General features: G+C 37.9%; 21 protein-coding genes and 1 pseudogene. 6 read left to right on the forward strand and 16 right to left on the reverse strand.

The window, feature by feature from the left end:
• The 8 genes and pseudogenes from MS6x_RS04220 to MS6x_RS04255 form a co-directional block, all read right to left on the reverse strand.
• Positions 1–1,128 carry an imelysin family protein gene (locus MS6x_RS04220; protein ID WP_482605523.1) on the reverse strand — a complete coding sequence of 376 codons (1,128 nt, stop codon included), beginning with the start codon at positions 1,126–1,128 and terminating at the stop codon, positions 1–3.
• 103 nt (positions 1,129–1,231) lie between these two features.
• Complete coding sequence (locus MS6x_RS04225) at positions 1,232–2,524, reverse strand: DUF4856 domain-containing protein (protein ID WP_482605525.1); 1,293 nt, start codon at positions 2,522–2,524, stop codon at positions 1,232–1,234.
• Positions 2,525–2,725: 201 nt separating this feature from the next.
• Entirely contained in the window at positions 2,726–2,974 is a 249-nt protein-coding gene (locus tag MS6x_RS04230) for a hypothetical protein (protein ID WP_482605527.1), read from the reverse strand.
• Between the two features lie 164 nt (positions 2,975–3,138).
• A complete protein-coding gene (locus MS6x_RS04235; RefSeq protein WP_482605528.1) occupies positions 3,139–4,926 on the reverse strand; it encodes a ribonucleoside-diphosphate reductase subunit alpha in 1,788 nt (595 codons plus the stop codon).
• Positions 4,927–6,200, reverse strand: a pseudogene (locus tag MS6x_RS04240) (ribonucleotide-diphosphate reductase subunit beta). It abuts the gene before it with no gap.
• A gap of 1,691 nt (positions 6,201–7,891) precedes the next feature.
• On the reverse strand, positions 7,892–8,398 hold the full coding sequence (locus MS6x_RS04245; RefSeq protein ID WP_482605530.1) for a ferritin: 507 nt from the start codon (positions 8,396–8,398) through the stop codon (positions 7,892–7,894).
• 148 nt (positions 8,399–8,546) lie between these two features.
• Entirely contained in the window at positions 8,547–9,413 is an 867-nt protein-coding gene (locus MS6x_RS04250; RefSeq protein ID WP_482607143.1) for a hydroxymethylglutaryl-CoA lyase, read from the reverse strand.
• 44 nt (positions 9,414–9,457) lie between these two features.
• Complete coding sequence (locus MS6x_RS04255) at positions 9,458–10,078, reverse strand: LysE family translocator (RefSeq protein ID WP_482605532.1); 621 nt, start codon at positions 10,076–10,078, stop codon at positions 9,458–9,460.
• Positions 10,079–10,165: 87 nt separating this feature from the next.
• On the opposite strand from MS6x_RS04255, the gene MS6x_RS04260 reads away from it, so the two are divergent.
• Complete coding sequence (locus MS6x_RS04260) at positions 10,166–10,600, forward strand: Dabb family protein (RefSeq protein WP_482605534.1); 435 nt, start codon at positions 10,166–10,168, stop codon at positions 10,598–10,600.
• Positions 10,601–10,671: 71 nt separating this feature from the next.
• Here MS6x_RS04260 and MS6x_RS04265 read toward each other — a convergent pair whose 3' ends face one another.
• Positions 10,672–11,721, reverse strand: coding sequence for a quinone-dependent dihydroorotate dehydrogenase (locus tag MS6x_RS04265; protein WP_482605535.1), 1,050 nt, complete (start codon positions 11,719–11,721; stop codon positions 10,672–10,674).
• A 48-nt stretch (positions 11,722–11,769) separates the two neighbouring features.
• Positions 11,770–12,216 carry a hypothetical protein gene (locus MS6x_RS04270; protein ID WP_482605537.1) on the reverse strand — a complete coding sequence of 149 codons (447 nt, stop codon included), beginning with the start codon at positions 12,214–12,216 and terminating at the stop codon, positions 11,770–11,772.
• 109 nt (positions 12,217–12,325) lie between these two features.
• On the opposite strand from MS6x_RS04270, the gene pepT reads away from it, so the two are divergent.
• Both pepT and MS6x_RS04280 read left to right on the forward strand, forming a co-directional pair.
• Complete coding sequence (gene pepT, locus MS6x_RS04275; protein WP_482605538.1) at positions 12,326–13,558, forward strand: peptidase T; 1,233 nt, start codon at positions 12,326–12,328, stop codon at positions 13,556–13,558.
• The gene (locus MS6x_RS04280) at positions 13,558–14,154 is read left to right on the forward strand and encodes a YdeI/OmpD-associated family protein (RefSeq protein ID WP_482605540.1); all 597 of its coding nucleotides are present in this window, start codon (positions 13,558–13,560) and stop codon (positions 14,152–14,154) included. The genes pepT and MS6x_RS04280 overlap by 1 nt, the downstream gene beginning before the upstream one ends.
• Positions 14,155–14,172: 18 nt before the next feature.
• On the opposite strand, the gene MS6x_RS04285 is transcribed toward MS6x_RS04280, so the two are convergent.
• The 4 genes from MS6x_RS04285 to nusB all read right to left on the reverse strand — a co-directional run bounded on the left by MS6x_RS04285 (position 14,173) and on the right by nusB (position 17,398).
• The gene (locus tag MS6x_RS04285) at positions 14,173–15,522 is read right to left on the reverse strand and encodes a Gfo/Idh/MocA family protein (protein ID WP_482605542.1); all 1,350 of its coding nucleotides are present in this window, start codon (positions 15,520–15,522) and stop codon (positions 14,173–14,175) included.
• Positions 15,523–15,614: 92 nt separating this feature from the next.
• Positions 15,615–15,908, reverse strand: a complete 294-nt coding sequence (yajC, locus tag MS6x_RS04290) for a preprotein translocase subunit YajC (protein ID WP_482605544.1) — start codon at positions 15,906–15,908, stop codon at positions 15,615–15,617.
• Between the two features lie 21 nt (positions 15,909–15,929).
• The gene (locus MS6x_RS04295) at positions 15,930–16,400 is read right to left on the reverse strand and encodes a DUF1573 domain-containing protein (RefSeq protein WP_482605546.1); all 471 of its coding nucleotides are present in this window, start codon (positions 16,398–16,400) and stop codon (positions 15,930–15,932) included.
• Between the two features lie 50 nt (positions 16,401–16,450).
• Positions 16,451–17,398, reverse strand: coding sequence for a transcription antitermination factor NusB (gene nusB / locus MS6x_RS04300; protein ID WP_482605547.1), 948 nt, complete (start codon positions 17,396–17,398; stop codon positions 16,451–16,453).
• 262 nt (positions 17,399–17,660) lie between these two features.
• Here nusB and MS6x_RS04305 point away from each other — a divergent pair, with 262 nt between their 5' ends.
• From MS6x_RS04305 to MS6x_RS04315, 3 genes are all read left to right on the forward strand, one after another.
• Positions 17,661–19,412: an ABC transporter ATP-binding protein gene (locus MS6x_RS04305; RefSeq protein ID WP_482605548.1), complete on the forward strand. Its 1,752-nt coding sequence runs from the start codon at positions 17,661–17,663 to the stop codon at positions 19,410–19,412.
• 69 nt (positions 19,413–19,481) lie between these two features.
• Entirely contained in the window at positions 19,482–19,859 is a 378-nt protein-coding gene (locus tag MS6x_RS04310; RefSeq protein ID WP_482605549.1) for a PUR family DNA/RNA-binding protein, read from the forward strand.
• An 87-nt stretch (positions 19,860–19,946) separates the two neighbouring features.
• On the forward strand, positions 19,947–22,469 hold the full coding sequence (locus tag MS6x_RS04315) for a M14 family metallopeptidase (RefSeq protein WP_482605551.1): 2,523 nt from the start codon (positions 19,947–19,949) through the stop codon (positions 22,467–22,469).
• Between the two features lie 240 nt (positions 22,470–22,709).
• Here MS6x_RS04315 and MS6x_RS04320 read toward each other — a convergent pair whose 3' ends face one another.
• On the reverse strand, positions 22,710–25,106 hold the full coding sequence (locus MS6x_RS04320) for a DUF2309 domain-containing protein (protein WP_482605552.1): 2,397 nt from the start codon (positions 25,104–25,106) through the stop codon (positions 22,710–22,712).
• Positions 25,106–26,584, reverse strand: coding sequence for a proton-conducting transporter transmembrane domain-containing protein (locus MS6x_RS04325; RefSeq protein WP_482605554.1), 1,479 nt, complete (start codon positions 26,582–26,584; stop codon positions 25,106–25,108). Before MS6x_RS04325 ends, MS6x_RS04320 begins: the two co-directional genes overlap by 1 nt.
• Positions 26,585–26,630 lie beyond the last annotated feature (46 nt).

Genomic DNA, 26,630 nt, shown 5'->3' on the forward strand with positions numbered 1-26,630 from the left:
TTAATCCCCATCTGCATCTACAAAATCGATACTGATACTCATAGCAGATACCATATCTACTTTAAGCATTGGTACAGCTTTTTGAACCTCATCATATGCCAACAACATCGCTGTTGGAGGCACATTATTTTCTATTTCCGACCTAAAGGCAGATAATCCACTTACGACGGTTCTTGCAGAATTAAACTGCTCATTTATGATTGTATTTAGGTCCTCACCATTCTTTAACGTGTTCAATGCATCAAGATAAGAGGCCAAACTTTCTCCAGTTTCGCTAGTACCGAAGTGTTTCCCATTAAAAAAGTCCTGAACGGCGTTTAACCCTTCCAAAAAAAGTTCGTTGGCTATTTCTTGTTCATAATAAGCTTCTACGTTTTGTGGAAGTGTACTTCCAGAAAATACACCTAAGGGTATTCCCATCTTACCCGCTCGTAAAAACTTCTCATAGTAAAAAATATAATCGTTCACAAAACGATCTACAGATGCCGTCGCAGATGCCCCATCATTAGAAACAAAGGTATCGCGATATGACGCTTTCCATTCTGCAACTACCTTAGCGGTAAGCACGGTCATATCGTTAAGAACAGCATCCATATAGGCAAATGTGGCATCCTTATTGGCTTCATTAAATTTGGCGACGATAGCAACATCATCGGTACCTAAACCATTGATCAAGTAATCTAAAGCAGGGAAGCCTTTTGCGTTTCTATTGGAGGGTAAGGAAAGGTCATAAGTTCCTGTAGCAATATAACCAGTTATCTTTTCACTATCCGTTGGATAGATATTCATGTTTAAACGCAAGCCTTCGGTTTCTGCGGGTCCAATTTCGAATAGGGAAACTCGTTGCCACATTTTATAGGCAGACATCCATGATGCCCTAAGTTGGGTAAGGTTTGAACTACTCGCATCTGTTTTAAAAGACTCATACGACGTATTTAATGCATCCAATGCTAAAGAAAAGGCATCATAAGAGGGAATTATAATATTATCCGCCCAATTAATCAACATAGCGCTTCTCTCGAAACTTACCTCCGACCCGGAATCTATTATTACATCATTGCTCTCGCTGTCTGACGAACAGGCCCAAATCAGCCCCAAAAAAAGTAAACCTCCAATAATCTTTTTCATCAATCTATTTTTATTTATTCTAAATTAATTGCGAAATTAAAAAAAGCAACCTAAAACTTAATAGGAACAGGCTACTTTTTTATTAACTAAACTCAACTTAAAATTATTCTGATGCAGCGTCTAAGGTAAAATCGAATCTTGCTGCTATATCTACTGCCATAGCTTCAAGAGTGGTGTCCTGAACATCCCAAAGGCCATTTGGACCATCGTCCATTAAATCTATCAAAAATGCATCTACTTCAGCTTTTGTAAAATAAGGTTCGTCAGAATTTGGTTTTCTGGTAAACTGCAGACTATAAATAAAGCCGTACCCTTCGGACAAATCGTGGAAGGCAGTTCCGTATGCCGGATTTTCCTGGGTCAACGAAGGCCTAGCTTGCTGCAAATAATACACCGCACGTATGCCAATGATTTCAGATATTTTTTGTTTAATTTTTTCTGCCTGCGCATCCCTGATGTCATATTGTTTTGCTACAATTGCCGCTCTACCCAATTTAAAGGCTTGGAAAATCTCATCTGCAATGCCAACAAAGTCATCGTCGCCTTCTACCCTACCTATATACTTGTTCAAGAAACTATCCGCTCCTAAATCGGCGTTTGGATTAGTGGCATCCGCATTTAACCCATACACGTATCCGTAGGCTTCGTCCCATTTGTGTTCCATGGTGGTATAGGGTTTACCCTCCGCTACGGTTCCGGCATCATTATCCTCAATATTTGAACCTGCATCCAACACGGCGGAACTCAAGTAATTGTTCAAGACTTGGTCCGTAGCCAGTGCCCCGATCAAACCCTTGGTCCATAATTGATCATACTCCAATCCTTGGGTATTAATGTATCGTGTAGCTGAACCGTCTGGAATCTGACCAGCAACCCCAGGTGCAGCGGCAACTTGCCAACTAGGAAATACCGCTTCAACTTGACCAATTAGCCAAGCATCGAAATCTGCTCGAATTAACGCCTGATCGGTGGCATTGGACGAGAAGAAGTCTGCGGACGCCGCCGTTTTACTCCGCATATTTTTATCAGATTCATTAAGACTTGTATTCTCAAAATTTATTTCACCTTCTATATGTGCATACATGGCAGCCAACTCCTCTGCGGTGGTTGTTGGATCTAGCAACGCTTCCACAATTTCTTCCCCCATTTGCAGCCTTGTCGTCTGTCCAGAAAAATTGACGGTTGTATCACCATCCCTGGTAAAACTGTAATTGGCAGGATTTACTATAGCAACTTCACAGGGTGTGCAGGATCCTCCACAATCTACAGCGGTTTCATCACCATTTAATACATTGTCGTTACAAGTAGCTACATCTGTAGGGTTATCATCGTCTGACTCACAAGCAGTAAAAAGTAATCCTGAAAATGCCATTAAAGCAAATACTGATTTTTTCATCTGATTTATTATATTTATTTAGACTTGGTTTAAATAGTTGAGCAAATCTAAAACAGAATAATCAGCCGCGCAAGCTTATTTATATTAAATCTAAATAAAATACTAACTTTAACATTTTGAACAATTAGTTGGTTAGAAACCATAGAAAAAAAAAGGCTTCCCATATTGGGAAGCCGTTTATTAAACATGTGTTTTTGACTTTTATGCCATAGCTGTTTGTGGCGCCCAATGGTTGCAGGACATTCCTGGTGCAGCTTTTTGAGGATTAGCACAATCACTAGCTTCAAAGCGAACACAACTTACGCAGTTCTGCTCGGATTTTAGGGCTGCTTTCATTTCAAAACTATCACATGTATAGCTATTTCCTACTTTTACACCGTGTATCTTACACGTATTTCCCTCCAACAAATTGTCGCAATTCATACAACTGTTTCCTAATCTTATTGACATAACTCTCGTTTTTAATTTGAAATAAAATTAGGCGTAGAGACGTTTAGATACAATTTAAATAACCTATTTAGCAATATCTATATTTAGATTCATTTAAAACAAAATCCTTGACCAAACACAGGTAATGCATATTGACCAAGGATTTTGTTACTGTAATTATTACTTTATGCCTCGCAGCTTGCGCAGTCTTTCTTTTGCTTAAATTTCTGTGCTGCATTCATGCTGTGTTGATAGTACAATGATTTTAGACCTAACTTCCATGCGGTAACGTGGATTTTGTTTATTTCCTTAACAGGCATATCCGGATGCACAATAATATTCACCGATTGACCTTGATCGATATGGTTCTGCCGGTTTGCAGCTTGATATACAATATCCAATTGGTCTATTTCTGAATATGTTTTGAACACCTCTTTTTCTAAGTCAGATAAGAACTCTAAGTGCTGTACAGAACCATCGCGCTCACGGATACTTCTCCAAACCTCTGTTATGTTCTTTCCTTTTTCCTCCAGTAATTCAACTAAAAATGGATTCTTTATGGTTGTTTTAATCTTGGCGATATCCTTTACGTAAATATTTGACCAAATAGGTTCTATTCCCTGTGACACTTGACCTAATATAAAAGCTGAAGATGTAGTTGGGGCAATAGCGTTCAACGTTGCATTACGTCTGCCATAGCCTTTTAGAACCTCTGGTTCTCCAAACTTCTCGGCCAATTCTTCGGATGCCCTATAACTTCGTTCCTTAATTTCCCTAAAGATCTCTGAATTTAAATCATACGCCTCCTTGCTATTGAACGGTAGTTTTTTAGACTGCAGTAAGGAATGCCATCCCAAAACCCCAAGACCTAACGCACGGTTTTCCTTCGCAAAATTATAAGCTCGTTCCATAAAGAGAAATGTTTGACGATCCTCTCTACTTTCAGAATCTCTGTAAGACTCCAATTTTTCCAAGAACTCTGTGATAACTGCATCCAAGAAACAAACCATTGTTTCCACGGCATCGGTATTTTTCCATTTGTCGTAATGCAATACATTTACCGAGGAAAGCACACAAACAAATGACCAGTTATCATTTGAAGGCAACATTATTTCAGTACACAAATTACTTGCGTAGATAGGTAGACTTTTATCTTGATATACGTCTGCGGCTCCATTGTTTGCATTGTCCTTAAAGAAAATATAAGGATAACCCATCTCTCCTCTACGCTGCAATACCTTTGCCCAGATAGCTCTCTTTTTAGCATCACCATCTACCATTTCTTGCATCCACTCATTGGTTACCGTTACTCCATGGGTAAGTTCCTGAATAGGATTCCCTTCAGTACCTATTTCCAAGAACTCCATGATATCCTCATGTTCAACAGGTAAATACGGAGAAAAACGTCCCCTTCTTACAGAACCTTGACTTACGACATCTACCATAGATTCAAAAAGCTGCATGATATGAACGGCTCCAGAAGCTTGTCCATTATTTTTTACGGCAGCACCGCGATGTCTTATTTTTCCGAAATAACCTGAAGTCCCGCCACCAAGCTTGGACATCATTCCAACTTCGGACTGGGTGTACAAGATGTTACCCATGTCATCGTCTATATGAGAACCAAAGCAGCTGATAGGCAATCCTCTTTCTTTTCCGAAATTAGACCATACAGGCGATGCCAAAGAATAAAACCCCTCTGACATGTAGCCATAGAATTTATCTGAAAAGCCAGGCATCTTCAATATATGTTCCGCCCTATCAGCAATTTCTCTAATACGTTGCTCGGCGCTAACGCCATCAGTTAGGTAACCTGAGTCCAAGAAATTTCGACTGTGTTCCGTTAGCCATTCAAAGCCACCTCCGTTCTTGTTCTTTTGACTTTCTAGCGCCTGTTTTCTGGCGTTTATAAGTTGGTTAGCTTCTGTAATCGTTTCTGATCTGTTCTCGTGGGTAGTGTTTATTTCGTTCATCTAAAAAAGGTCGTCACTAGTTATACTTTGGGTTCTTTTACTATAATTGATAGAGCGTTTCACAAAGAAATCTCCATGTTTGGTACCAATGATTTCATCATCAAACCATTCTGTCTCCGCTAACAAGGTTTCATCAACTTCGAAAATTTTATCTATTCCAATACTTTCCAGAGAATTATTGAATCGGTTTTTAATGAACTCGTTTACAACGGCCTTAGGTAAAAAGTCAAGCTCTCCCTTCTCAAAAATCCAATCTACGATGGTACTTTCAGAAGCAAAAGCCTCTTGACACATCAGCTTAATCTTGGCGTGATGCTCACCATCGAACCAATCTGGGTTCTCATTTTTAATGATTTGAATTAGGTCAATTCCAAAATCTCCGTGAATTTGCTCTTCTTTGGAAGTAGCCTCTACTACATTAGAAATACCTTTAAGCATATTCTTATGCTTATTGAAAGCCATAATAATCAGGAATTGTGAGAATAGTGAAACATGTTCAATGAAAAGAGAAAATAACAAGACCGATTCTGCATACTCCTTATTATCGTCACTCTTCGCATTTTTCAATGCGGTTTCCAAATATTGCACCCGCTTCATCATTACAGGTTTTTTCTTGAGCATTTTAAATTCCTCATTCAACCCAAGAATCTCTAACAAATGTGAGTACGCATCTGCATGACGCACCTCACTCTCGGCAAAAGTTGAACCAACGGAACCTATTTCCGGTTTTGGCATTTTATGATAAATATCGCCCCAGAAACCTTTTACAGCTACTTCTATTTGCGAAATAGCCAACATAGTATTTTTAATAGCGCTGCGTTCCGCATCGTTTAAGCGTGTTTTAAAATCTTGTATATCGCTTGTAAAATTGAATTCTGTGTGTATCCAATACGAATGCCTTATGGCTGGAACATACTCGTACAATTGAGGATACTCGTAAGGCTTTAAATTAACACGTTTTTCAAAGACATTTGACTTACGCTTTGTAGCCTGTTCGTTTCTATAAATGATATACGCTTTAGCGACATCGAAAAAACCGCCTTCCATCAATTTGGTTTCCACAAAATCTTGCACCTCCTCCACGGTAGGTACATAATTTTTATCTATAGCTTTGCGCTCTAGCAAGGATTTGCTTACATTCTGAGAAATACGTTCAGCATCTCCAAGATTTCCGTGTTCTACGGCGGTCATTGCCTTTAAAATAGCATTTGTAATTTTGTGTAACTGAAAGGGTTTTTAGTAAAATCCCTCTTGATGAGATGGGTAATTTGCATGGTATATAAAACAGATTTAAAATGATGGATTAATGTGATACGTAAAGGTCAAAATTTAATCGCTTTACTTTCCCGCGTCGTGCTTTAGGTTTTCCACATTTTATCAACAATTATTTACAACACTCCTAAAGCCCATATATTAACAGGGTTAGCAGAATTTCTTCGTTTAAAATTAGAAATGTAAAAAAATTTGGATGCTTAAAACATATGCAACTCAATGAAGTTCTTCACGCTATGCAAACAAAGGAAATAAGGGTGGGTTTATAGTTTTGAAAAATGATAATTATGCTTTTTTTACAGCTACCAGCACGTTAACTATTTCATTATTTTATCGTACCACTAACGGAAAAAACACAATAGATTAAAAACCAAATTGTTAGTTCCCAAAAAAAAGATATCGCCTACTTAAAATGACTAAAAATAGAATCAAATGGCCAAAATATAAAATTACAGCTTAGCAGCTAAAAACCTCTAATAAGTAATTTTCGTCTTCCTAAAATCGACGTCCTAATCCTACTCCTACCCTAGAAAAACCCTTCTGAAATAGCTTTGTTCCCGGTTACAATAGTGAGACGTACCCGGCCGTAAAATTCTATAACAAAACTCCAATTACTTAGTAATTTTCTGCCTAAGGCTACAACAAATGCAAAAACATTGCTGGTCATAGTTTAAGTTACATTTTGAAAATTGTTATCCTCGGAACCGTTGAAATCAACTTGCATGTTATGCACACCTAAGACCTCTAAAAATCCCTTTTGCATACTTGTTTTCATATAGCCCTTCGATCATATGGCTAAGTACAAATTATTCATACTAGCAAGATCAACCAATAAATGACCCAGAATCAGAATCGCCTAGATGAAACATATATAGCTATCCGAATGGAAGACCCTTCATGTAACAGCTATTCATATGAAACCTGGGGCGCTTTGAAAACAACAAGGTTTAATGTCTCAGTTTTGACTTCGTGCCTAGGAGTCATATTTGAATCAACTTTAGAATAAGAAAGTACAAAGAAGGATAATCAAAATAAGTATTTCATTCTTTACAGTTTTATTTATGGGAAGATACCTTTATGATTATCCCAAATGGTTCTAATAGTTTACTTTCAACCCAAAACTAAGGCAGCCTTAAGGGAAATAATTCGATGTTTGACATAATGAATGAAAAGTACCAACCGATTTAAAACATCATTAAAAAGTGTTGATTGGAAGTAACAAAAGCCCAAGTAGCTCCTCGAAAACCCCACCAAAAACACCGTGTTTACCTTTTAGCTGAAAGATTTGGCACTATGAGACTCTTACGAACCAATAATGTTTTAAAGATAAAGTGATAGGGGTAATAAAATAAAGTTTGTATGATATTCATGACATATTTGTGAGTCACCAAACCAGAAGTACAGTATACCAAGCGGTATAGTAAGGAGTGCAAGGATTAGAAAACTAAGGATGCAAAAATCTAGATTCTGGGACAACGCTTGCAATTCGTTTTTCCTTTTTTCTTATATTTTTTACAGCACTTTTTCTTTTTATCCCCAGTAGCGCAACCGCCACAATCAGAAGCGATAATGATACATGGACGTACAAGCAATGTTGAATTCATTATTTTTATTAAATCTAAATAATAACAAATTTATGCAAAAAAAAGATTCCGCAAAACGGAATCTTTACTTTTTAGGGAAATTTTACGCCCTACTCCTCCATGTCTACCGAAGTAGCGATAGCGTTAATATCTCGATCAAACATATAATGACCAGATTTATCATCTCCAATAATATTTAATTTATCTAATAAGGTCCTTGCTACAGCTTCTTCCTCCAATTGTTCTGTAACATACCATTGCATAAAGTTATGGACGTTATAGTCTTTCTTGTTCAAACATTCATATATCACATGATTAATCTGCTCCGTAACGAACATTTCACTCTTAAGGAAATCTTCAAAAAGCTCATTTAAAGATTTATAGCTCTCTTTTGGTTTTTCTACCGCAGGAACCAACACCTTTCCACCACGTTCATTTACAAACTTTATCAATTTGGTCATGTGTGCCCGTTCCTCTTCTGACTGGGCGTAAAAAAATTCAGCAATACCATTATACCCTGCCGCATCTGACCAACTTGCCATTGCCATATAATGCATGGATGCATTTGCCTCGTACTTTATCTGGTCGTTTAAAAGTGCTTCTATTGACTTGTTCATATCGTTTAATTTTGAACAAAGATAGCTAGGTTTCAACTTAGTTCAAACAGTCAAATAAACAATTTAAGTTAGATAAAGTAAATGCATAATCGTTGAACGATATGAAACTAGCTGCCCAAAGCATTACATTTTCAAATAGCAAATGGAACTAATGATACGCAGCAAATAACTCCGAGGCTTTATTGTAAGCGGCCTCAAAAACCAACCAATTCACCCCGGTATCCGCTTTCTGTTCGGTAAAATAGGAAAGCATTTTTTCCGTAGGCATATTGCCCGTAAGTTCGTCTTTTGCCATGGGACAACCACCGAAACCCTGCACGGCACCGTCAAATCTTCTACAACCCGCCTTATACGCAGCATTTACCTTTTCATGCCATTTTATTGGTGTTGTATGTAAATGCGCCCCAAACTCTATTGCCGGATACATAGGGATAAGATTGGAAAAAAGATAATCAATAATAGCTGGGTCGGAGGTTCCCACAGTATCTGATAAGGATAAAATCTTGGCACCCATGCCAGCCAACCGTTCTGTCCACTCCCCTACAATTTCCACATTCCAAGGGTCTCCGTAAGGGTTACCGAACCCCATAGAAATATAGGTCACCACTTCTTTATTAGCGGCATCTGCAATATTGAAAATTTCTTGTAGGGAGGTTACAGATTCTGCAATGGTTTTATGCGTATTTCGCATTTGGAAATTTTCGGAGATAGAAAAAGGAAAACCCAGATAATCGATTTCTGGATGTTTTACTGCGTCAGATGCGCCTCTTACATTGGCGACTATCGCCAGTAATTTACTGTTCGTTTTAGATAAATCCAGTTGGGCCAAAACCTCGGCCGTATCTGCCATTTGTGGAATTGCCTTGGGCGAGACAAAACTCCCAAAATCTATCGTATCAAAACCACATCCCAATAAGGATTGAATATAACGCACCTTTTCCTTGGTTGGGATAAAAGGTTTTATCCCTTGCATAGCGTCACGCGGACATTCAATTATTTTCACCTTATTGGCCATCGTGTAAATGTACAAACTCAAGTTTAAGTTTCAAGGGAAATACTCTATCCTATCAATAGAAATATAGCTATTGCACTGAATACCAATATTTGTAACCATTGTAAAACCACACCGGTTCTTGTATGCTGTTTTATATAGGTAGCTATACCTCCTGCCAATAAAGCAATTCCACCAAAAATCAAAGATGAAACAAAAATAAACAGTAATCCTAAGACATAAAATTGAACTACAGTACTAAGTTCGTTCGAAAATAAGAATCCTGGAAAAAATGCCAAAAAGAAAATGGTAACTTTAGGGTTGAGCACATTCATAACGAACCCCTGCTGAAAAAGACTTCCAAGACTTTTCTTTTCAACATCGGCTGTATTCAAGGCTATTGTAGTATCGGCACGGAATACACGCCAAGCTAAGTACAGTAAATAACATGCACCAAAAACCTTAATTCCAGTAAAAACTATAGGATTGTCCTTTATGACCGCTGAAACTCCAAAAGCCAATAAACTGGTATGCACCAAGCAACCAGACATAAGGCCTGCCATAGTAGCGAAACCATATCGTTTGCCGTAGACTATACTTTGTATTAGCACAAAAATATTATCCGGCCCGGGCGAAAGTGCCAAAGCAATGGTTGCCATTGAAAACGTAAGAAGTATTTCGTAGTTCAACTCGCTGTAATTCTGATGGAAAAATACGAATAATAGAGCTGTACAACTATTTTTGATATCTTTCAGGAAATTATTTTAATCACAATTATGAAAAAAATATCAATTCCTTTATTTATTGCAGTTTTAATAATGGTATCCCTTTCCTTTGGTTCATGTGCAGGTGAACCATCTAAAACTGCTGAGGCCCCTAAAAAAGAAACAGCAATGGAAAATGATAGTATTTTACGACATGTTGTATTGTTTAAGTTCAAGGACAGTACCTCGGCAGCGGATATTAAAAAAGTGGAAGATGCTTTTAGTGCGTTACCAAGTAAAATACCACAAATTGCAGGCTACGAATGGGGAACGAACAACAGTCCGGAAGGTCTTGAAAAAGGACTTACCCATTGTTTTTTCTTAAGTTTTAAAAGTGAGGAAGATAGAGCAATATACTTACCACATCCTGACCATAAAGCATTCGGTGAGGTATTGGGCCCACATTTAGACGATGTATTGGTAGTAGATTATTGGGCAAAAAATTAGCATTCTCCTCTCAGGTAAAATCAGTGGTTTTACCTACTATTATGGCGATTAGGTTTTGACAAATACTAAAATTAATGATGTACTTGGGCGGTATCTAAAAGTGCTTTATTAATTTTTTTTATTAATCCTGGACCCTCGTAAACGAAACCTGTCCATAGCTGGATTAAATCTGCACCTGCCTTTAGTTTTTCAAGTGCATCTTGCTCCGAATGGATTCCGCCAACCCCTATGATAGGAAAGGATTTATTGCTTTTTTCGGCTAAAAACCGAATGACTTCGGTACTCCTATCTTTTAATGGTTGCCCACTAAGACCGCCCGCCTCTTCCAATAAAATAGCATGGGATTTAAGGTTCTTTCTTTCTATGGTAGTGTTTGTTGCTATTATCCCATCTATCTTGGTTACTCCAACGATTTCAATAATATCTAATAATTGACTATCCGTGAGGTCCGGCGCTATTTTTAATAAAATAGGTCTACGTTTTATATTTCCTTTTTCCGCATACTTATCATTTTCTTTTTGTAGTTCATTAAGTAATGCCGTTAAAGGTTCTTTATCCTGTAACTCTCGTAACCCTGGGGTATTTGGAGAACTAACATTCACGACAAAATAGTCTACATGATCAAATAACGCATCAAAACAGATTAAGTAGTCCTTTACGGCCTTATCGTTTGGGGTAATCTTATTTTTCCCGATATTGCCCCCAATGAGTACCCTATGCTTCTTTTTTAAGTGCTCAACAGCATCAAAAACACCCAGGTTATTGAAACCCATACGGTTAACGATAGCTTTGTCCTCCTTTAACCTAAACAAACGTTTTTTAGGATTGCCAACTTGGGGTTTTGGGGTTAGGGTTCCAATTTCGATAAACCCAAAACCAAAATCGGAGAGCTCGTTGTATAACAGGGCATTTTTATCAAAACCAGCAGCCAATCCAACAGGGTTCTTAAACCTTAGTCCAAACACCTCTTTTTCCAAACGCTTGTCTTCCACTAAAAATAAGGACCTAAAAAGACCGGATAAACCCAACCTCGAGAAAAACTTGATTGAGGCAAAAGAAATATGATGAACCTTTTCAGGATCGAACAGAAATAGTATGGGCCTAATAATTGCTTTATACATTTATACTACCGTATTTAAAACAAAAATACTAACTACATGGCACACAACTTAATTCTTATCCTTTAAGTTATCAAGGATAGTGGTGCGTTTTTTAACATCTATAGTATCGGTGTAAATAGTAGGGGCTACAATAAACGGAGATCGTGATGCTTCCAGGCATAAATTGCGATACAGGGTATACTGCTTTTCATTAAAAAGCGACAACAACCTTTTATCAATCATGGTTTGTACCGATGCCATACTATCTATAATAACCGTGTATTCTGTTGCTAACTTAGATAATTCTGACACGGTGCTTTGCGGATGCCTATTTTTAATATTCTCTAATTTAGTATCTAATATTTCTTGTCTGTACCTTATTTCTTCACCATAACGCATCAAATCTTTAATTTGAGAATCACTTAATTGAAAAACATTAATCAAAACAGAATCATTAGTACTCCCCACCCCTAAAACACAATCTGACTGTGCACTGATTTGGGAACTAAATATCACTATAAAAACAACTAGCAATGACCTTCTATAATAGCTGCGCATATCTTGGAAAAAGTTATCCTACCTAAATTACGATTTTAAACTCTATTTTTGATTAAAACAGGAATGTATGCAGCATATTATCGACAGATTTATTAAATATATAAAAATTGACACGCAAAGTGATCCAGAATCCAGTACCACACCTAGCACATTAAAACAGTGGGATTTAGCTCATCTTTTAGTTGATGAGCTAAAGCAAATTGGAATGGAAGAGGTAACTATTGATGAAAACGGTTACATCATGGCTACCTTACCTAGCAATGTAGACCATGAAGTGCCAACCATTGGATTTATTTCCCATTTTGATACTACCCCAGATTTTTCCGGAACCAACGTGAAGCCACAAATCATCAACAATTATAATGGAAAAGATATTGTCTTGAACGCCGAAAAGAACATTGTCCTATCGCCAGAATATTTTGAAGACTTAAAGCAATATAAAGGTCAAACGATTATAACCACTGATGGTACCACACTTTTAGGAGCAGATGACAAAGCCGGTATTACCGAGATTATGACCGCGATGGAATATTTGATTCAGCATTCCGAGATTAAACATGGAAACATAAGGGTAGGCTTTACGCCTGATGAAGAAATTGGCCGTGGGGCACATAAATTTGATATTGAAAAATTCGGGGCAGATTGGGCCTATACCATGGACGGGAGTCAAATAGGCGAATTAGAGTATGAAAACTTTAATGCCGCGGGGGCAAAAATCACTATTACAGGTAAAAGCGTACATCCCGGTTACGCAAAAGGAAAGCTAGTAAACGCCATTGGAATAGCAAATGAACTTATGTCGATGCTCCCAAAAACCGAAACCCCAGAAAACACGATAGACCGAGAAGGCTTTTTTCACATCCATAAAGTAAGTGGGGGAATTGAAAAAACCATATTGGAGCTCATTATTAGAGACCATGACATTAAAAAATTTGAGGCGCGAAAAGCCCTTTTACTACAGATCACCAAAACTTTAAACAGACAGTACGCAGATTGTATAGGGTTAGATATCAATGACCAATATTACAACATGAAAGATAAAATAACACCTGTAATGCATATTGTAGAGATAGCAAAAGAAGCTATGATACAGTTGGGGATTACACCTGTTATAAAACCTATTAGAGGTGGTACAGACGGTTCTCAATTGAGTTTCATGGGACTCCCGTGTCCTAATATATTCGCCGGAGGGCATAACTTTCACGGTAAATATGAATACGTTCCTGTGGAAAGTATGCAAAAGGCTACCGAAGTCGTTGTGAAAATTTGTGAGCTTACCGCCGATCAAAACAAACGATAATGCAAACAGTTGAAAAAGTTGAAACATATTATAAAAAGGAACATACTTTTAAGGAGGGTGTTCGTATCCTAAGGGAGCTTTTAAAAGAAACTAAATTGAAAGAGACCTACAAATGGAGCTTACCTACCTACACCTTACATGATAAAAACGTTTTAGCCATTTGCAGGTTTAACCATCATTTTGGAATTTGGTTTTTTAACGGAGTTCTTTTGAACGATGCCGAACAAGTTTTAGAAAATGTACAAGAAGGAAAAACCAAAGCTATGCGGCATTGGAAATTTACCTCCGAAAAAGAAATAAATCCAAAACTAATACTGTCCTATATCAATGAAGCGATCTCACTACAAGAAAAGGGAATTAAATTTATTAAACAATCGCCCAATAGTAGCAATTTTAAAATACCTCAAAAACTAATGGAGGCTTTAGACAAAGACATTTTACTAAAACAAGCCTTTGGAACACTGCCCACCTACAAACAAAAAGACTACGCTAATTACATTTCGTCTGCAAAACAGGACAAAACCAAACATGTAAGACTAGCTAAGATTCTTCCGTTAATTAAAATGGGAAAAGGTCTTAATGACAAGTATACTTGAATTGAAAGGCACCATAGCCTAAAGCATAGGCAGCTTCCAACCATTCTGATAATTAGCCGTTATTAATGCATTTGCTTTTTCACTTTTAAACAATCCAGTAGCTTCATCCCAATAGATTCTATCTCCCGTTTTAAAGGCTACGTTACCCATATGTGATACCAAAGCCGCGTCATATCCTACTTTTATCGGTGCATTAAGTGTAGCGGCATCCCTGCTCTTAACGACATCCAAAAAGTTTTTTGTATGCAAATCCAATCCACTTTTATCTCCCCTATCAAAAGAAGCTGCATCGATTTTTGGTATACCATCTTTACCCCATCCTTGAAACTCCTTTTCCGGTATGATTTCCCAACCCTGCCGATCAAGCACTAAGGTGCCGTTATTACCAATGAATGCGATACCATGATTACGTCCATAATTCCCTCCATCTATACCGGTTGCGTGCTCCCACAGTATGGAAAATCCATCGTATTCATACACAGTTTGCAAGGTATCGGGAGTTTCGGATGCATCATTGGGATAGGCAAATTTTCCACCTAGTGCCATTACAGATTTTGGAGTACCGGCCTTCATCCCATATAACGCATAATCAATTAGATGCACACCCCAATCTGTCATTAATCCTCCCGCATAGTCCCAAAACCATCTAAAGTTAAAATGAAACCTATTGACGTTGAAATCCCTTCTAGGTGCCGGCCCCAGCCACATATCATAATCCACGCCTTTAGGAACAGCACTATTGGCGACTTTGGGCACTGGTTTCATCCATCCTTGATACGCCCATGCTTTTGCCAAGCGTATCTCACCCAAATTACCAGAATGCACATAGTTTATTGCATCTACAAAATGTGGCTGGCTTCTTTGCCATTGTCCTATCTGCACGATGCGATCGCTAGACTGCACATAGTCCAACATAATATTTGCCTCTTGAATGGAGTTTGCAATGGGCTTTTCGCAATACACATCTTTTCCAGCTTGTAACGCATCTGTTAATTGTAGGCAATGCCAATGATCCGGGGTTCCTATGACAACAACATCTATATCCTTATTCTCTAAAAGGCGCCGATAATCTTTATACCATTTTGGTTTTTTTATACCTGCCTTTTCTAGGTCTACAGTTCTTGCCTGCAATACGTTCTCGTCAATATCGCATAAGGCAATTACATTGGTATCGTTCATTTTTAAGAGTGACGTTAGGTCGGAAAAACCCATACCCTTACAACCGATCAAACCTATATTGATAGTGTCATTAGGACCTACCTTTTTTCTTACTGCTGCCAAGAGTTCCATTGGGAATAAAAATGATGCCCCTGTGACTACGAGTCCTGCCGTACTCTTGCTCAAAAAACTTCGTCTATCTAAAGCCATAGTAACTTATTTTAATATGGTAAGATACAAGTTTTTAGAAATAAAAAAAGCACCAATAGCAATATTGGTGCTTTCACTACTACATTGCAGCTTTACTTTTTTTCCAGTACGGGAGATGAAAGTTTTTTGCTCATTTCCATAGAAATAGCGGACCTATCAAACTTTAATTTTCCTGCCATGGTCTCTAAAACACATGAAGCATCCTTATCGTTTATATCTACTACTTTTCCATGCAAACCACTTTTAGTAATAACGCGATCACCACGTTTTAACTCAGCCGAAAACTTCTTCTCGTCTTTTTGTCGCTTCATTTGCGGTCGTATCATAAAAAAATATGCTACCACAAATATCAATATCATCGGAAGAAATTGTCCTATATCGCCCATTTTTGGTGTTTATTTAGAAATTTATTTTACCGGTCCTAGTGGAGCGGCACCTTTTGGGTTTACAAAGGCCTTTATTCTAAGTAGCTCAGAACCTTTCTCTGTGTTTGCCGTAACCGTTATGGTTTTGGTAACCTGATTTTGGCCGGCACCATTAAATTTTACCAACAATTCGCTAGATTCTCCTGGTGCAATCGGTTCTTTTGGCGGATTTGGTACGGTACATCCACAGCTACTTTTAGCATCTGTTATAATTAAAGGTGCATTACCTGTATTTGTAAATTTAAAGGCAGTTTCCTGTGCAGCTCCCTGCTCAATAGTACCAAAATCGTGTTCGGCCTTATCAAAGGTCATTACAGGAACAGCTTTTGCAGCTTCATCCCTTACGGCTGCTTGTGCTACGTTATCTGTCTTAATTTTTTCAGAAGCATTTTCCTTACAGGAAGTAAATGCCAACATCGATACCAAACCTGCGGCTAAAACTATTTTTCTCATGATTTAAAACTATTTGTTATTATATTAAAACGTAAAATTATAAAATTATTTTATAACAGGCCCCTACCCATTTTGTTAAGCTTTCCTTCGGCCTTATATTCTTTGGTTAATTTATCCAAAATTCCATTGATGAAAATACTACTTTTAGGTGTAGAATACTCTTTCGCAATTTCTAAATATTCGTTAATGGTAACCCGCTCAGGAATCGATGAAAAATGCAATAATTCACATATAGCCATCTTTAATAGTATACTGTCAATATCCGCAATACGGTCCTTGTCCCAGTTAGGAGTCTTACCTTCTATTTCATTTTCCAAAGAAGTATTCTTTAACAAGGTCTTTGTCAAAAGGTCGTTTGCGAAAACCATATCCTCCTGATCTTTTACAAGCTTAGGCAGAAAAAAAGACTCATTGGGCTGCTCCTTTGCCTTTTTAAACTGTTTTAGAATAAAGGTATTCACTATAGGAATATCATCTATCCAAGTTAACTTGTCGTCTTCAAAGTATTCGTAAATCTTCTCATTAGGCGCTATGATTTCCTTGAACAAATCCAAAACCAATTGCTTATCCTTAGCAAAATCTGTTTGAGGCTGTTTCATATAGTCCTCATAAACTTTACTTTCGATTATTTCCTTGTAAATAAGTTTTACGTACTCCTCGTTCATATACCAATTATCCAATTTTCGGTTGGATATGGTTTCTCCTAAAAGTTTATTATTACTCAATTGCTGCAACAGGCCATTATTTACAAACCTTGTTTTATCAACAAAACCATTTTCAGCATCGGCAATATACTTTTTTGAAGAAAGAGCAAGTTGTTCAGCCGCCTTTTGCTGTATTTCTACAAAAAGACTTAACCATACAAGATAAAGGGTGTAAGTATTTTCTATACTTACTTTTAAAAACTTTTCCTGTTTTTGCAAGGAATTATCCTTGGATTGAATCAGCGCGTAGATACATTGCATTACTTTTACCCTGATATGCCTTCTTGTAAGCATTTTAAAGAACTTTTTAAGATTGAGACTTGAAGCGGCAAAAGTACGCATCTATTTATAGTACCACAAAAGCAATCGTATTTATTCTTCCGTATTTCACAACAAATAATTATCTGACTATGACTACATAAGTTGTTCACTTAGAAACACCTGTTAACCTTGATTAGAAAGTACGGGGAATTAAACCAATTGGTAGGATTTAATTCTATATCAAAATCCTATCTTTGAAAAAGATTAACTTTTAAATTCCCATTTAATTTTTCCGATGAAGGAACTTAAGCACCTCAACAAATACTTTAAAAAATATTGGCTTAAACTATTAATCGGAATTGTCATCACCATTTTCGCGAGGCTCTTTCAATTGGTGATGCCCTCTTACGTTAACAAAATCATTACCGTAGTGGAGCAGTACTTAAGCTCTGAGATAGCCAAAGATGCTGCAAAAGAACAGTTAACACTGTTCATTCTAATTATCGTAGGGGCCGCTTTGCTCTCAGGCTTCTTTACATTTCTAATGCGGCAGACAATTATTTACGTATCCCGTTACATAGAATTTGACCTTAAAAATGAAATCTTTGATCATTATCAAATTCTAAGTCTTAATTTTTACAAAAAGAACAGAACGGGTGATTTAATGAACCGCATAAGCGAGGATGTAAACCAAGTTCGTTTGTATGCGGGACCAGCAATTATGTATGGTATACAAACATTGACACTTTTTGCCTGCCTTATCCCATTAATGTTCATAAAAGCGCCTACGCTAGCCGCATATACACTAGTGCCCCTACCTATACTATCTGTACTTATTTATAAAATAAGTAAAATCATACACAAGAGAAGTACTGTCGTACAGGAATATCTTTCTTCCCTATCCACATTTACACAAGAGGTGTTTTCTGGCGTATCCGTAATTAAGGCTTACGCGTTAGAACCCCAAACCAATGCAGAATTAACCCAACTGGCTATCGAAGGAAAGGACAAAAGCATGAGTCTGGCGAAAGTAAACGCATGGTTCTTCCCGTTAATGGTTTTGCTCATTGGCATCAGTAACATCTTGGTAATCTATATTGGCGGTATGCAATACATAAATGGAGAAATTGGCGTTGGGCTTATCGCCGAATTCATCCTTTATGTAAACATGCTTACATGGCCCGTAGCCATAGTAGGCTGGTTAACTTCTATAGTTCAGAGAGCTGAAGCGAGTCAGAAAAGAATAAATGAATTTTTAAAGGAGCAGCCCGAACTCGAAAACAAGCCATCCAAAGGGCATAAAGTAGCAGGTAAAATAGCGTTCAAGAATGTTAACTTTACTTATGAGGATACAGAGATACACGCACTTAAAGACTTATCCTTTACCATAAACCAAGGAGAAACCGTGGCGATAATAGGCAAAACGGGCTCTGGAAAATCTACCATTTTAGATCTAGTGGCCCGGTTATACGACGTAAGCTCAGGAGAAATTACAATCGATGACGAACATATTAAAAATATCAATCTAACCGACCTAAGAAAATCGATAGGGGCCGTACCCCAAGATGCATTCCTTTTTTCGGACACCATCAAAAACAATATTAGGTTCGGAAAATTCGATGCTACCGACGCTGAAATTATTTCTATAGCAAAACAAGCCGTGGTGCATGACAACATTATGGGCTTCTCCAAGCAGTATGAAACCGTGTTGGGAGAACGAGGTATTACGCTGAGCGGTGGGCAAAAACAAAGGGTATCCATTGCAAGGGCTTTGATGAAAAATCCTGAAATTTATCTTTTTGACGACTGCCTGTCCGCAGTTGATACGGAAACCGAAGAGGAGATACTTTCAAACCTAAAAAAGGCATCGACCCATAAGACGACTTTGATAGTGAGCCATAGGGTTTCCTCTGCAAAAAACGCCGATAAAATTTTAGTTTTAGAAAATGGCAGGCTGCTGCAACAGGGCACTCACGAAGAATTAAATACCATAGAAGGCTACTATAAAGAGCTTTACCAAAACCAACTTTCAGAGAAAGAAAACTAGAAAATTGTTGTCAGATAGCTTTTTTTTTTTCATTTTTGATAGGTAGCAACACGTTATAACCATAATGAAATGAGCGATAAAGATTTAATGGACCAAGAGGAAATTCATTCCAAGGTTTTAAGAGCAGGAAGAAGAACCTATTTTTTTGATGTACGAAGTACAAAGGCCGGTGATTATTACCTAACCATTACCGAGAGTAAAAAATTCACCCATGATGACGGTTCTTTTCACTACAAAAAACATAAAATTTATCTCTACAAAGAGGATTTCGATGCCTTCAAAGAGAACGTAGAAGAAATGATGAACTTTATCGTAAACGAAAAAGGTACCGAAGTAATCTCCGAAAGACATCAAAGAGATTTCAAAAAAGAAGAGGTAGAAAGCACTTCGAACGATGAGGAAACGCCAAGTGGCAATTTTACCGATGTTAGTTTCGACGACATTTAACAAATATTTCACTTTAAATAAAATGATAACGGCCCCAATTATTGAGGGTCGTTTTTTACTTTTAGCCTAGCTAAACAGATTTAACTTATGAAAAAACTACTACTTTATTTTTTACTCGCTGTTTCATTTATTTCCAATGGACAGGAAAAATTTGACCTCAACTATTACCTGCCTCAAGATATTTCCTATGACGCCTCGATTCCAACACCCAAAGACATTATTGGACATGAAGTTGGCGAATGGCACGTAACGCATGATAAGCTAATGTTCTACATGCAAACCTTGGCCAAATCCAGTGACCGTATCAGTATAGAAAATCGTGGCGAAACTTTTGAGGGTAGACCTATTCTGTTATTAACCATCACTACCCCAAAAAATCATCAGAATATAGAACAAATAAGAAAAGACCATGTAGCACTTACCGAAAGTGGCGGTAGTACAAGTACCGCAGCTATGCCTATAGTGGTTTACCAAGGTTTTTCTATTCACGGAAATGAGCCTAGTGGGTCTAATGCCTCACTTGCCTATGCGTACTATTTAGCTGCGGCACAAGGTCCTGAAATAGAGGCGATGTTAGACAAGATGGTCATCCTATTAGACCCTTCTTTTAATCCGGACGGACTGCAACGCTTTGCTTACTGGGCAAATACCAACAAAAGTATTAACCTAGTAGCCGATAATAACGAACGAGAATATCATGAAGTATGGCCAGGTGGCAGAACAAATCACTATTGGTTTGACATGAACCGTGATTGGCTACCCGTTCAATTACCGGAGAGCAGAGCACGTATTGTGACGTTTCATAAATGGTTGCCCAATATTTTAACCGACCACCATGAAATGGGAACCAATTCTACCTTTTTCTTTCAACCGGGCGAGCCCATGCGAACACATCCGCTCACCCCAGACATGAATCAAGAACTTACACGGGAAATAGGTACCTACCACGCCAAGGCTTTGGACAAGATAGGCTCGCTATACTATTCCGAAGAAGGTTATGATGATTATTACTACGGTAAAGGATCTACATTCCCTGATGTGAACGGGAGCATAGGCATTCTGTTTGAACAAGGAAGCTCAAGGGGACACATACAAGAAAGTGAAAATGGCCTATTGACTTTTCCCTTTACTATTCGCAACCAATTTACCACGGCCCTATCTACTATTGAGGCCGCAGCTAACATGCGGGAAAAAATTCTAAACTATCAACAAAAATATTATCAGGATATTAAGGCCGAAGCATCCAGAGAGAAAGTAAAAGGTATTGTTTTCGGAGACAGTGAAGACGGTGCAAAAGCATGGCATTTAGCAGAAATCCTGCAACGTCATAAAATCAAATTCCATGAATTGGCAAACGATGCTACCATAAACGGTAAATCGTATGTTAAAGGAAAAAGTTACGTAATACCTATGAATCAGAAAAATCCTCGACTGATCAAGGGAATGTTCGAGAAGCGCACTACGTTCAAGGACAGTCTTTTTTATGATATTTCCGCATGGACTTTTCCATTAGCCTTTAACGTAGATTATTCTGAGGTTACTTCATTAGGCAACGCAGGTCCTGAAATTTCAGAACTAAAACCTTTATCAGGTTCTGTTAGTGCAAAAAGCAACTACGCTTATCTTTTTGAATGGAACGAGTACTATACTCCCAAAGCATTGAATTCGATTACACAAAAAGGAATAAGGGCCAAGGTTGCAAAATCACCTTTTACCGTAGAAGGAAAAACCTATGATTACGGTACAATCATGGTGCCAGTACAAAATCAAGATTTGAATGCTACCGAACTTCATGCGTTTATGCAAGAAGTAGCATCGGAAAGCAACTTAACAGTAATTAGCGTAGGTACAGGTCTCACTAAAGGTATTGACCTGGGAAGCAATGATTTTGACCCTATCAAAAAGCAGAAAGTGGCAATTATCGTAGGAGACGGAATCCGATCTTATGACGCAGGAGAAATATGGCACTTATTCGATACGCGCTATAACATGGAACTTACTAAAATAGATTTGAGCTATTTGAGTTCTGTAGACCTAAGCAAATATACAGATATTATTCTCCCCAGTGCCTATGGTAATGCCATTGGCAAGGGCAATACGGATAAGATTAAAGAATGGGTAAAAGATGGAGGTACTTTAATCGGGTATCGCAACATGGCAGAATGGTTTAACAAAAACGAGTTCATGAAATTGGAGTTTAAGAAGGACACCACCTTAGTAGGAAAAAACATCAATTTTGAACAGAAAAGAGATTTTAGAGGGGCACAGGTTACTGGAGGTGCTATTTTTGAAGCCACATTGGACCTCACCCATCCAATCAACTTTGGTTATAAAAACAAAAATATATCCTTGTTCCGTAATACGAATGTATATATAAAGCCAGATAAGCATAGCTACAACAATCCCATTGTGTATACAAATGACCCGTTATTAAGTGGTTATATTTCTGAAGAGAACCTAGAGCTATTAAAAAACTCGGTTCCTTTTCAAATTCAGGGATTGGGTAAGGGCAAAGTAGTCGCGTTTACCGATAATACAAACTTCCGTGCCTTTTGGTACGGCACCAATAAATTACTGATGAATGCCATCTTCTTTGGTGAGATGATGTAATCACTGATTTATATTGACTGTCGATAAAAACTGGTTTTCATCGGTAAATGTGTATACTATCACTGCTTAGTATCTGTTTTCAACAACAGGTACTAAGCAGTTTTAATATTGAGTAGTTATAAAGAGCTGTACTTTAAAGCCTCTTTTACCTACATAAAGACAGTATAATAATTCGGTTTAAATCATACTTCCAAACCAATTTATATACCATTGGGGATTACCCTAGCAAAAGAAATAGGGTTAAACAGTCACTCCCTCGGCAACTTCAACAGCTACCTCTAAAGAGTTTTCATCAATAATATCTTTTTGATTTACTACTGGAATCCATTTCATTCCTTTTTCGTATTTCTCTACCGTATTGTTTTTCATAGGGTCGATTACCATCAAGTAAATCCATTGATTATCCAAGAGCGTTCGCAAATTATCATTTCGCTCTAAAATATCCTCCAATCTAGATTTAGGTGCCTGTATAAGTACCGATAGGCGTAATGGCTTATGATACATTTGAGTGTCGGTAGCGCATAAGGATTGTAACGGAAGGCCCATTTTTAAATCTCCGCCATTACCTTGTACCACCCCAAAACGACCTGTAATATTATGGGTAATTTTGGTACCGCCACCGAAAGTATCATTAGCTACCATAGAGAAATAGTAATGATTGTTTATCCATTGGGTAACTACCATAGGGCCTTGCATAATCCCTTCTAAAGCTGCTCCGGTCGTATCTAATTCCCAATTGTAGGAATGTAAAAAGCAACGTCCATCCAAATTCTGATTTTGGGTAACAGATCGAGGTCCTACTATAAAACCAGCATTCTTCGCCAATCCCCATTCCGGTCTGGTTTCGCTCCATTGATTAGCCTTTTGTTCAGCTATCTTTACACTATTCTGTTTCACCCCAAGTCGGTCCTGTGTTGCTGTTTCTTGTGCAAGCCTCAGATTAGATTTGATGGTTGCTAATTTTTCTTGGTGAGAACTGGGTACATGAGCATCAAAAAGTTCAATTTCATCCGTTGTAGTATTATGTTCGGCTCCAATAAATATGGTACTATCCGGAATATGCACTTGATGCTTTTCCGCTAAAACCTTTCTTACCTCTGTTTCATTGGCTAAACTAGCAAGCATACGCGCGTTATGCCTTCCTGGACTTGCAGCACAGGCACCACAGTCCAAACTAGAATTAAAGGCATTATTAGCAGAATGACCACCATGACCAACGAAAAGTATCAATGGAGCAAATTCTTGCCATCCTGTAAGATCAAAAGCAGATTTTACAATGCCTACCTTTTCTGTTACAGGAATATTCAACCGCAAGGTCTCATCTTTTTGGGCTCTATGTAGTTCAGGTGTACATATGTCTTCATATGTAGATGTATTCTTCTTTTTAAACCGATAAAATTTACTTGGCGCCAACGTGCGTATCAACAAATAAAAACCGTAAAAGAAACCGGAACCCTCAACATAGCCAAAAGCGGAGGGCAGCATATTTTTCATGCGCTTTAAAAAATAACCCCCAAACTTTGTTTTCTCATTCTTCTTTTGGTAGGACGATAAATCGGCTTTCCTATTAGGTTGAGCAACCTCCGATACGCGGTAAGCGGAGGTAACTATCGGAGGACACGATTTTCTATTGAGCCCGTCCTCAAGGTTACTGTAATCCATTGCAATTCCAAAAAAACCGGCATATCCAAACGTTTCATAGTTACCTTTACGCTCTACATGTCTTCTTATAAGTTCCGATCTGGTATCTATACAGAATGCCATTTGGGCATCTGGAGTACTTTTTACCGGCTCCTTTTCAGTTTTTACATCATGCTGTAAATCCAGCGCTCCAATTAGTTGATTTTGCCATGTACTTTCCCAAGCTTTTAACCAAATATATCGAATATCGTTCAAGTTATTAGTCACTGAATCAGCAGTATGTTCAGGAAGCATTTTCAGCTTTAAATGTTTTGCTATCCAAAGACGTACCGCTAAATATTCCTCCAGAGTTATTGGGTATGCTTGATGCCAAAGAGAATTAGAATCCGTACGATAGTTTATATAACCCGTCCAACCTGGCAACGCTGCTAGGTGATGCATAAAAATAGCCACATAATTATTGGGCGACTCTTCCTTTAAAACCTGTGCTAGAGCTTCCCCGCTATTTTCTGGTATATCCTTGATAGTTTTAACGTTGATGTCTTGGTCATATTTGGCAAGCTTGCGCCATGCTTTGTAGAAACCTGCCTCTTTACCTGGCATTTGCCATTCTGCAAGTCCTTCGTCCATAAAAGCTGAAAGCCATTTGGTCATTATACCATCCAACGTGTGATTTTCGTTCTTCTGGATGACTGTTTTGTGGGATTCCATCTGTTGCAGGTAGAAATCAGGAGAATTCACATAACCACTATCCTTCAAAAGTTCTTCTATTATGGGTTTCACTATTTCCCCTTGCTCCCATGCCTGTCTGAACAATGACGCTCCTGGAAACATAGTTGTATTTAGAATTGAACCTGCACTATCTACGGCCTTTTTGAAATCGTTTTGCTCATATCCAGATAAGGGATTAGAGGTAACAAATGAGTACAACGGCCATGTTTTACCAATTACGTTGGATGCTTCGTTTATACTTTTTAAAATATCTTGTGGCATCATTAAATTTTAGATTTATAGAATGAAATTGATTTTTTGTATGGTCTAGATATATTCATAAGCTTGATATAAATCCAAGGACTATTTCGATAAATCCCCAACTTCATAACAAAAAACCCAATAAGGAAAATAATCCCAAAAATAATTTGGACTACAGAAAGGGAACGGGAAACAGAAACCATAGGCAAATCTGACATTAATAAGGTTACACCATTGTACATTAGTGCATAGGTTCCAACACCTACTACGAACAAGAGCGGCGGCAAAAAGATTTTCTGTAACACCGACAAGCTCTTCTCCTTCACAATATTATAGGTTACCTGACCAACAGTTATGGCCACTATAAGCGTTAAGAAAATGCTACTGTCAATTGTAGTTCCTTTGCCTGTAAGCTGTGCGAATAGAACGGCACCAAGCACGCCAAACACTAAAACTGCCAACGCTTGTAAAGGTTTTATGCTAATGTGCGGCGACTGCTGCGGTTTACCGTGTGCAATTTCCTCTCCCGAAGCCAAAAACAGGTAGGCTTTATAAAACCCATGAAGAATTAGATGCGCTACGGCGGCGTTAAAAAACCCTAGTCCACACTGCATTATCATAAAACCCATTTGGGCAATGGTAGAACACGCTAATTTTTGCTTCACGTTTACCTGTAACAATTTGGTAAATTGAGCGATGATAGCTGTTAAGCCGCCAATTACAAATAATAAATCCAAGGTATTTGTAGCAAACAATAACGTAGAGAACAATGCTAGCAAAATACCCGCACCGTTTACAAATCCAGCATGCATAAGTGCCGAGGCAGGAGTTGGCGCAGTCATTGCAGAAAGAAGCCAGCGATGAAACGGGTAGATAGCAGATTGCACTATAGCAGCGGTAATGATACAAACTACTGCTATGGAGAGAATATATAGAGGTATACCATCGAGTGCTGCTACTATTCCACTTACTGTGAACTCATTACTCTGAAAGGCAAGCAATAATACGCCTACACTTAAAAACAAGCTACCCGACAAAAAATATTTTTGACTAAACTTTGAGGCCTGTTGTGCCTCGCCCCAATGGGTGTCTACCCCAATCAATTGAGCCATAAATACCCCCATAGCTAACCAACTGAGCAATAAAGGAATTACGTGATCTGATGCAATAAATACCATCACGGATAAGGTAAAGCCTATAGAGAGTAACATAAACTTCGAATGATATCTAAATCCCTTCAAATAATTAGCAGCATAGGTACTTACCAAAGCACCGAAAAAGGTGACAGTTGTCCAGATTAAAATAGTAAAGCCGTTGACCCGAAACACATCTCCGTATTTCCATTCTGGGACATTGGGAAAAAAGTAGACTAAGCACACAATGTTGGCTAAAAAAAGTGACCAAAGTAATATGGTACTAAATTTTGATATGATAGCCGGCAAAAAGCCGTCTTTATTATCAATTGCGTTTTTCTTGTTGATACCTTGTTGGGAATTTTTCACGTTAATTTTATAATTTAAATGATTTGATTATGAAATCTATAGTATA

Source organism: Maribacter sp. MS6, assembly GCF_056839185.1.

Coding starts and splice junctions, on each gene's coding strand:
- MS6x_RS04220 (WP_482605523.1), bottom strand. CDS start 1,128: ATGAAAAAGATTATTGGAGGTTTACTTTTTTTGGGGCTGATTTGGGCC.
- MS6x_RS04225 (WP_482605525.1), bottom strand. CDS start 2,524: ATGAAAAAATCAGTATTTGCTTTAATGGCATTTTCAGGATTACTTTTT.
- MS6x_RS04230 (WP_482605527.1), bottom strand. CDS start 2,974: ATGTCAATAAGATTAGGAAACAGTTGTATGAATTGCGACAATTTGTTG.
- MS6x_RS04235 (WP_482605528.1), bottom strand. CDS start 4,926: ATGAACGAAATAAACACTACCCACGAGAACAGATCAGAAACGATTACA.
- MS6x_RS04245 (WP_482605530.1), bottom strand. CDS start 8,398: ATGAACAAGTCAATAGAAGCACTTTTAAACGACCAGATAAAGTACGAG.
- MS6x_RS04250 (WP_482607143.1), bottom strand. CDS start 9,413: ATGGCCAATAAGGTGAAAATAATTGAATGTCCGCGTGACGCTATGCAA.
- MS6x_RS04260 (WP_482605534.1), top strand. CDS start 10,166: ATGAAAAAAATATCAATTCCTTTATTTATTGCAGTTTTAATAATGGTA.
- MS6x_RS04265 (WP_482605535.1), bottom strand. CDS start 11,721: ATGTATAAAGCAATTATTAGGCCCATACTATTTCTGTTCGATCCTGAA.
- pepT (WP_482605538.1), top strand. CDS start 12,326: ATGCAGCATATTATCGACAGATTTATTAAATATATAAAAATTGACACG.
- MS6x_RS04280 (WP_482605540.1), top strand. CDS start 13,558: ATGCAAACAGTTGAAAAAGTTGAAACATATTATAAAAAGGAACATACT.
- MS6x_RS04285 (WP_482605542.1), bottom strand. CDS start 15,522: ATGGCTTTAGATAGACGAAGTTTTTTGAGCAAGAGTACGGCAGGACTC.
- yajC (WP_482605544.1), bottom strand. CDS start 15,908: ATGGGCGATATAGGACAATTTCTTCCGATGATATTGATATTTGTGGTA.
- MS6x_RS04295 (WP_482605546.1), bottom strand. CDS start 16,400: ATGAGAAAAATAGTTTTAGCCGCAGGTTTGGTATCGATGTTGGCATTT.
- nusB (WP_482605547.1), bottom strand. CDS start 17,398: ATGCTTACAAGAAGGCATATCAGGGTAAAAGTAATGCAATGTATCTAC.
- MS6x_RS04305 (WP_482605548.1), top strand. CDS start 17,661: ATGAAGGAACTTAAGCACCTCAACAAATACTTTAAAAAATATTGGCTT.
- MS6x_RS04310 (WP_482605549.1), top strand. CDS start 19,482: ATGAGCGATAAAGATTTAATGGACCAAGAGGAAATTCATTCCAAGGTT.
- MS6x_RS04315 (WP_482605551.1), top strand. CDS start 19,947: ATGAAAAAACTACTACTTTATTTTTTACTCGCTGTTTCATTTATTTCC.
- MS6x_RS04320 (WP_482605552.1), bottom strand. CDS start 25,106: ATGATGCCACAAGATATTTTAAAAAGTATAAACGAAGCATCCAACGTA.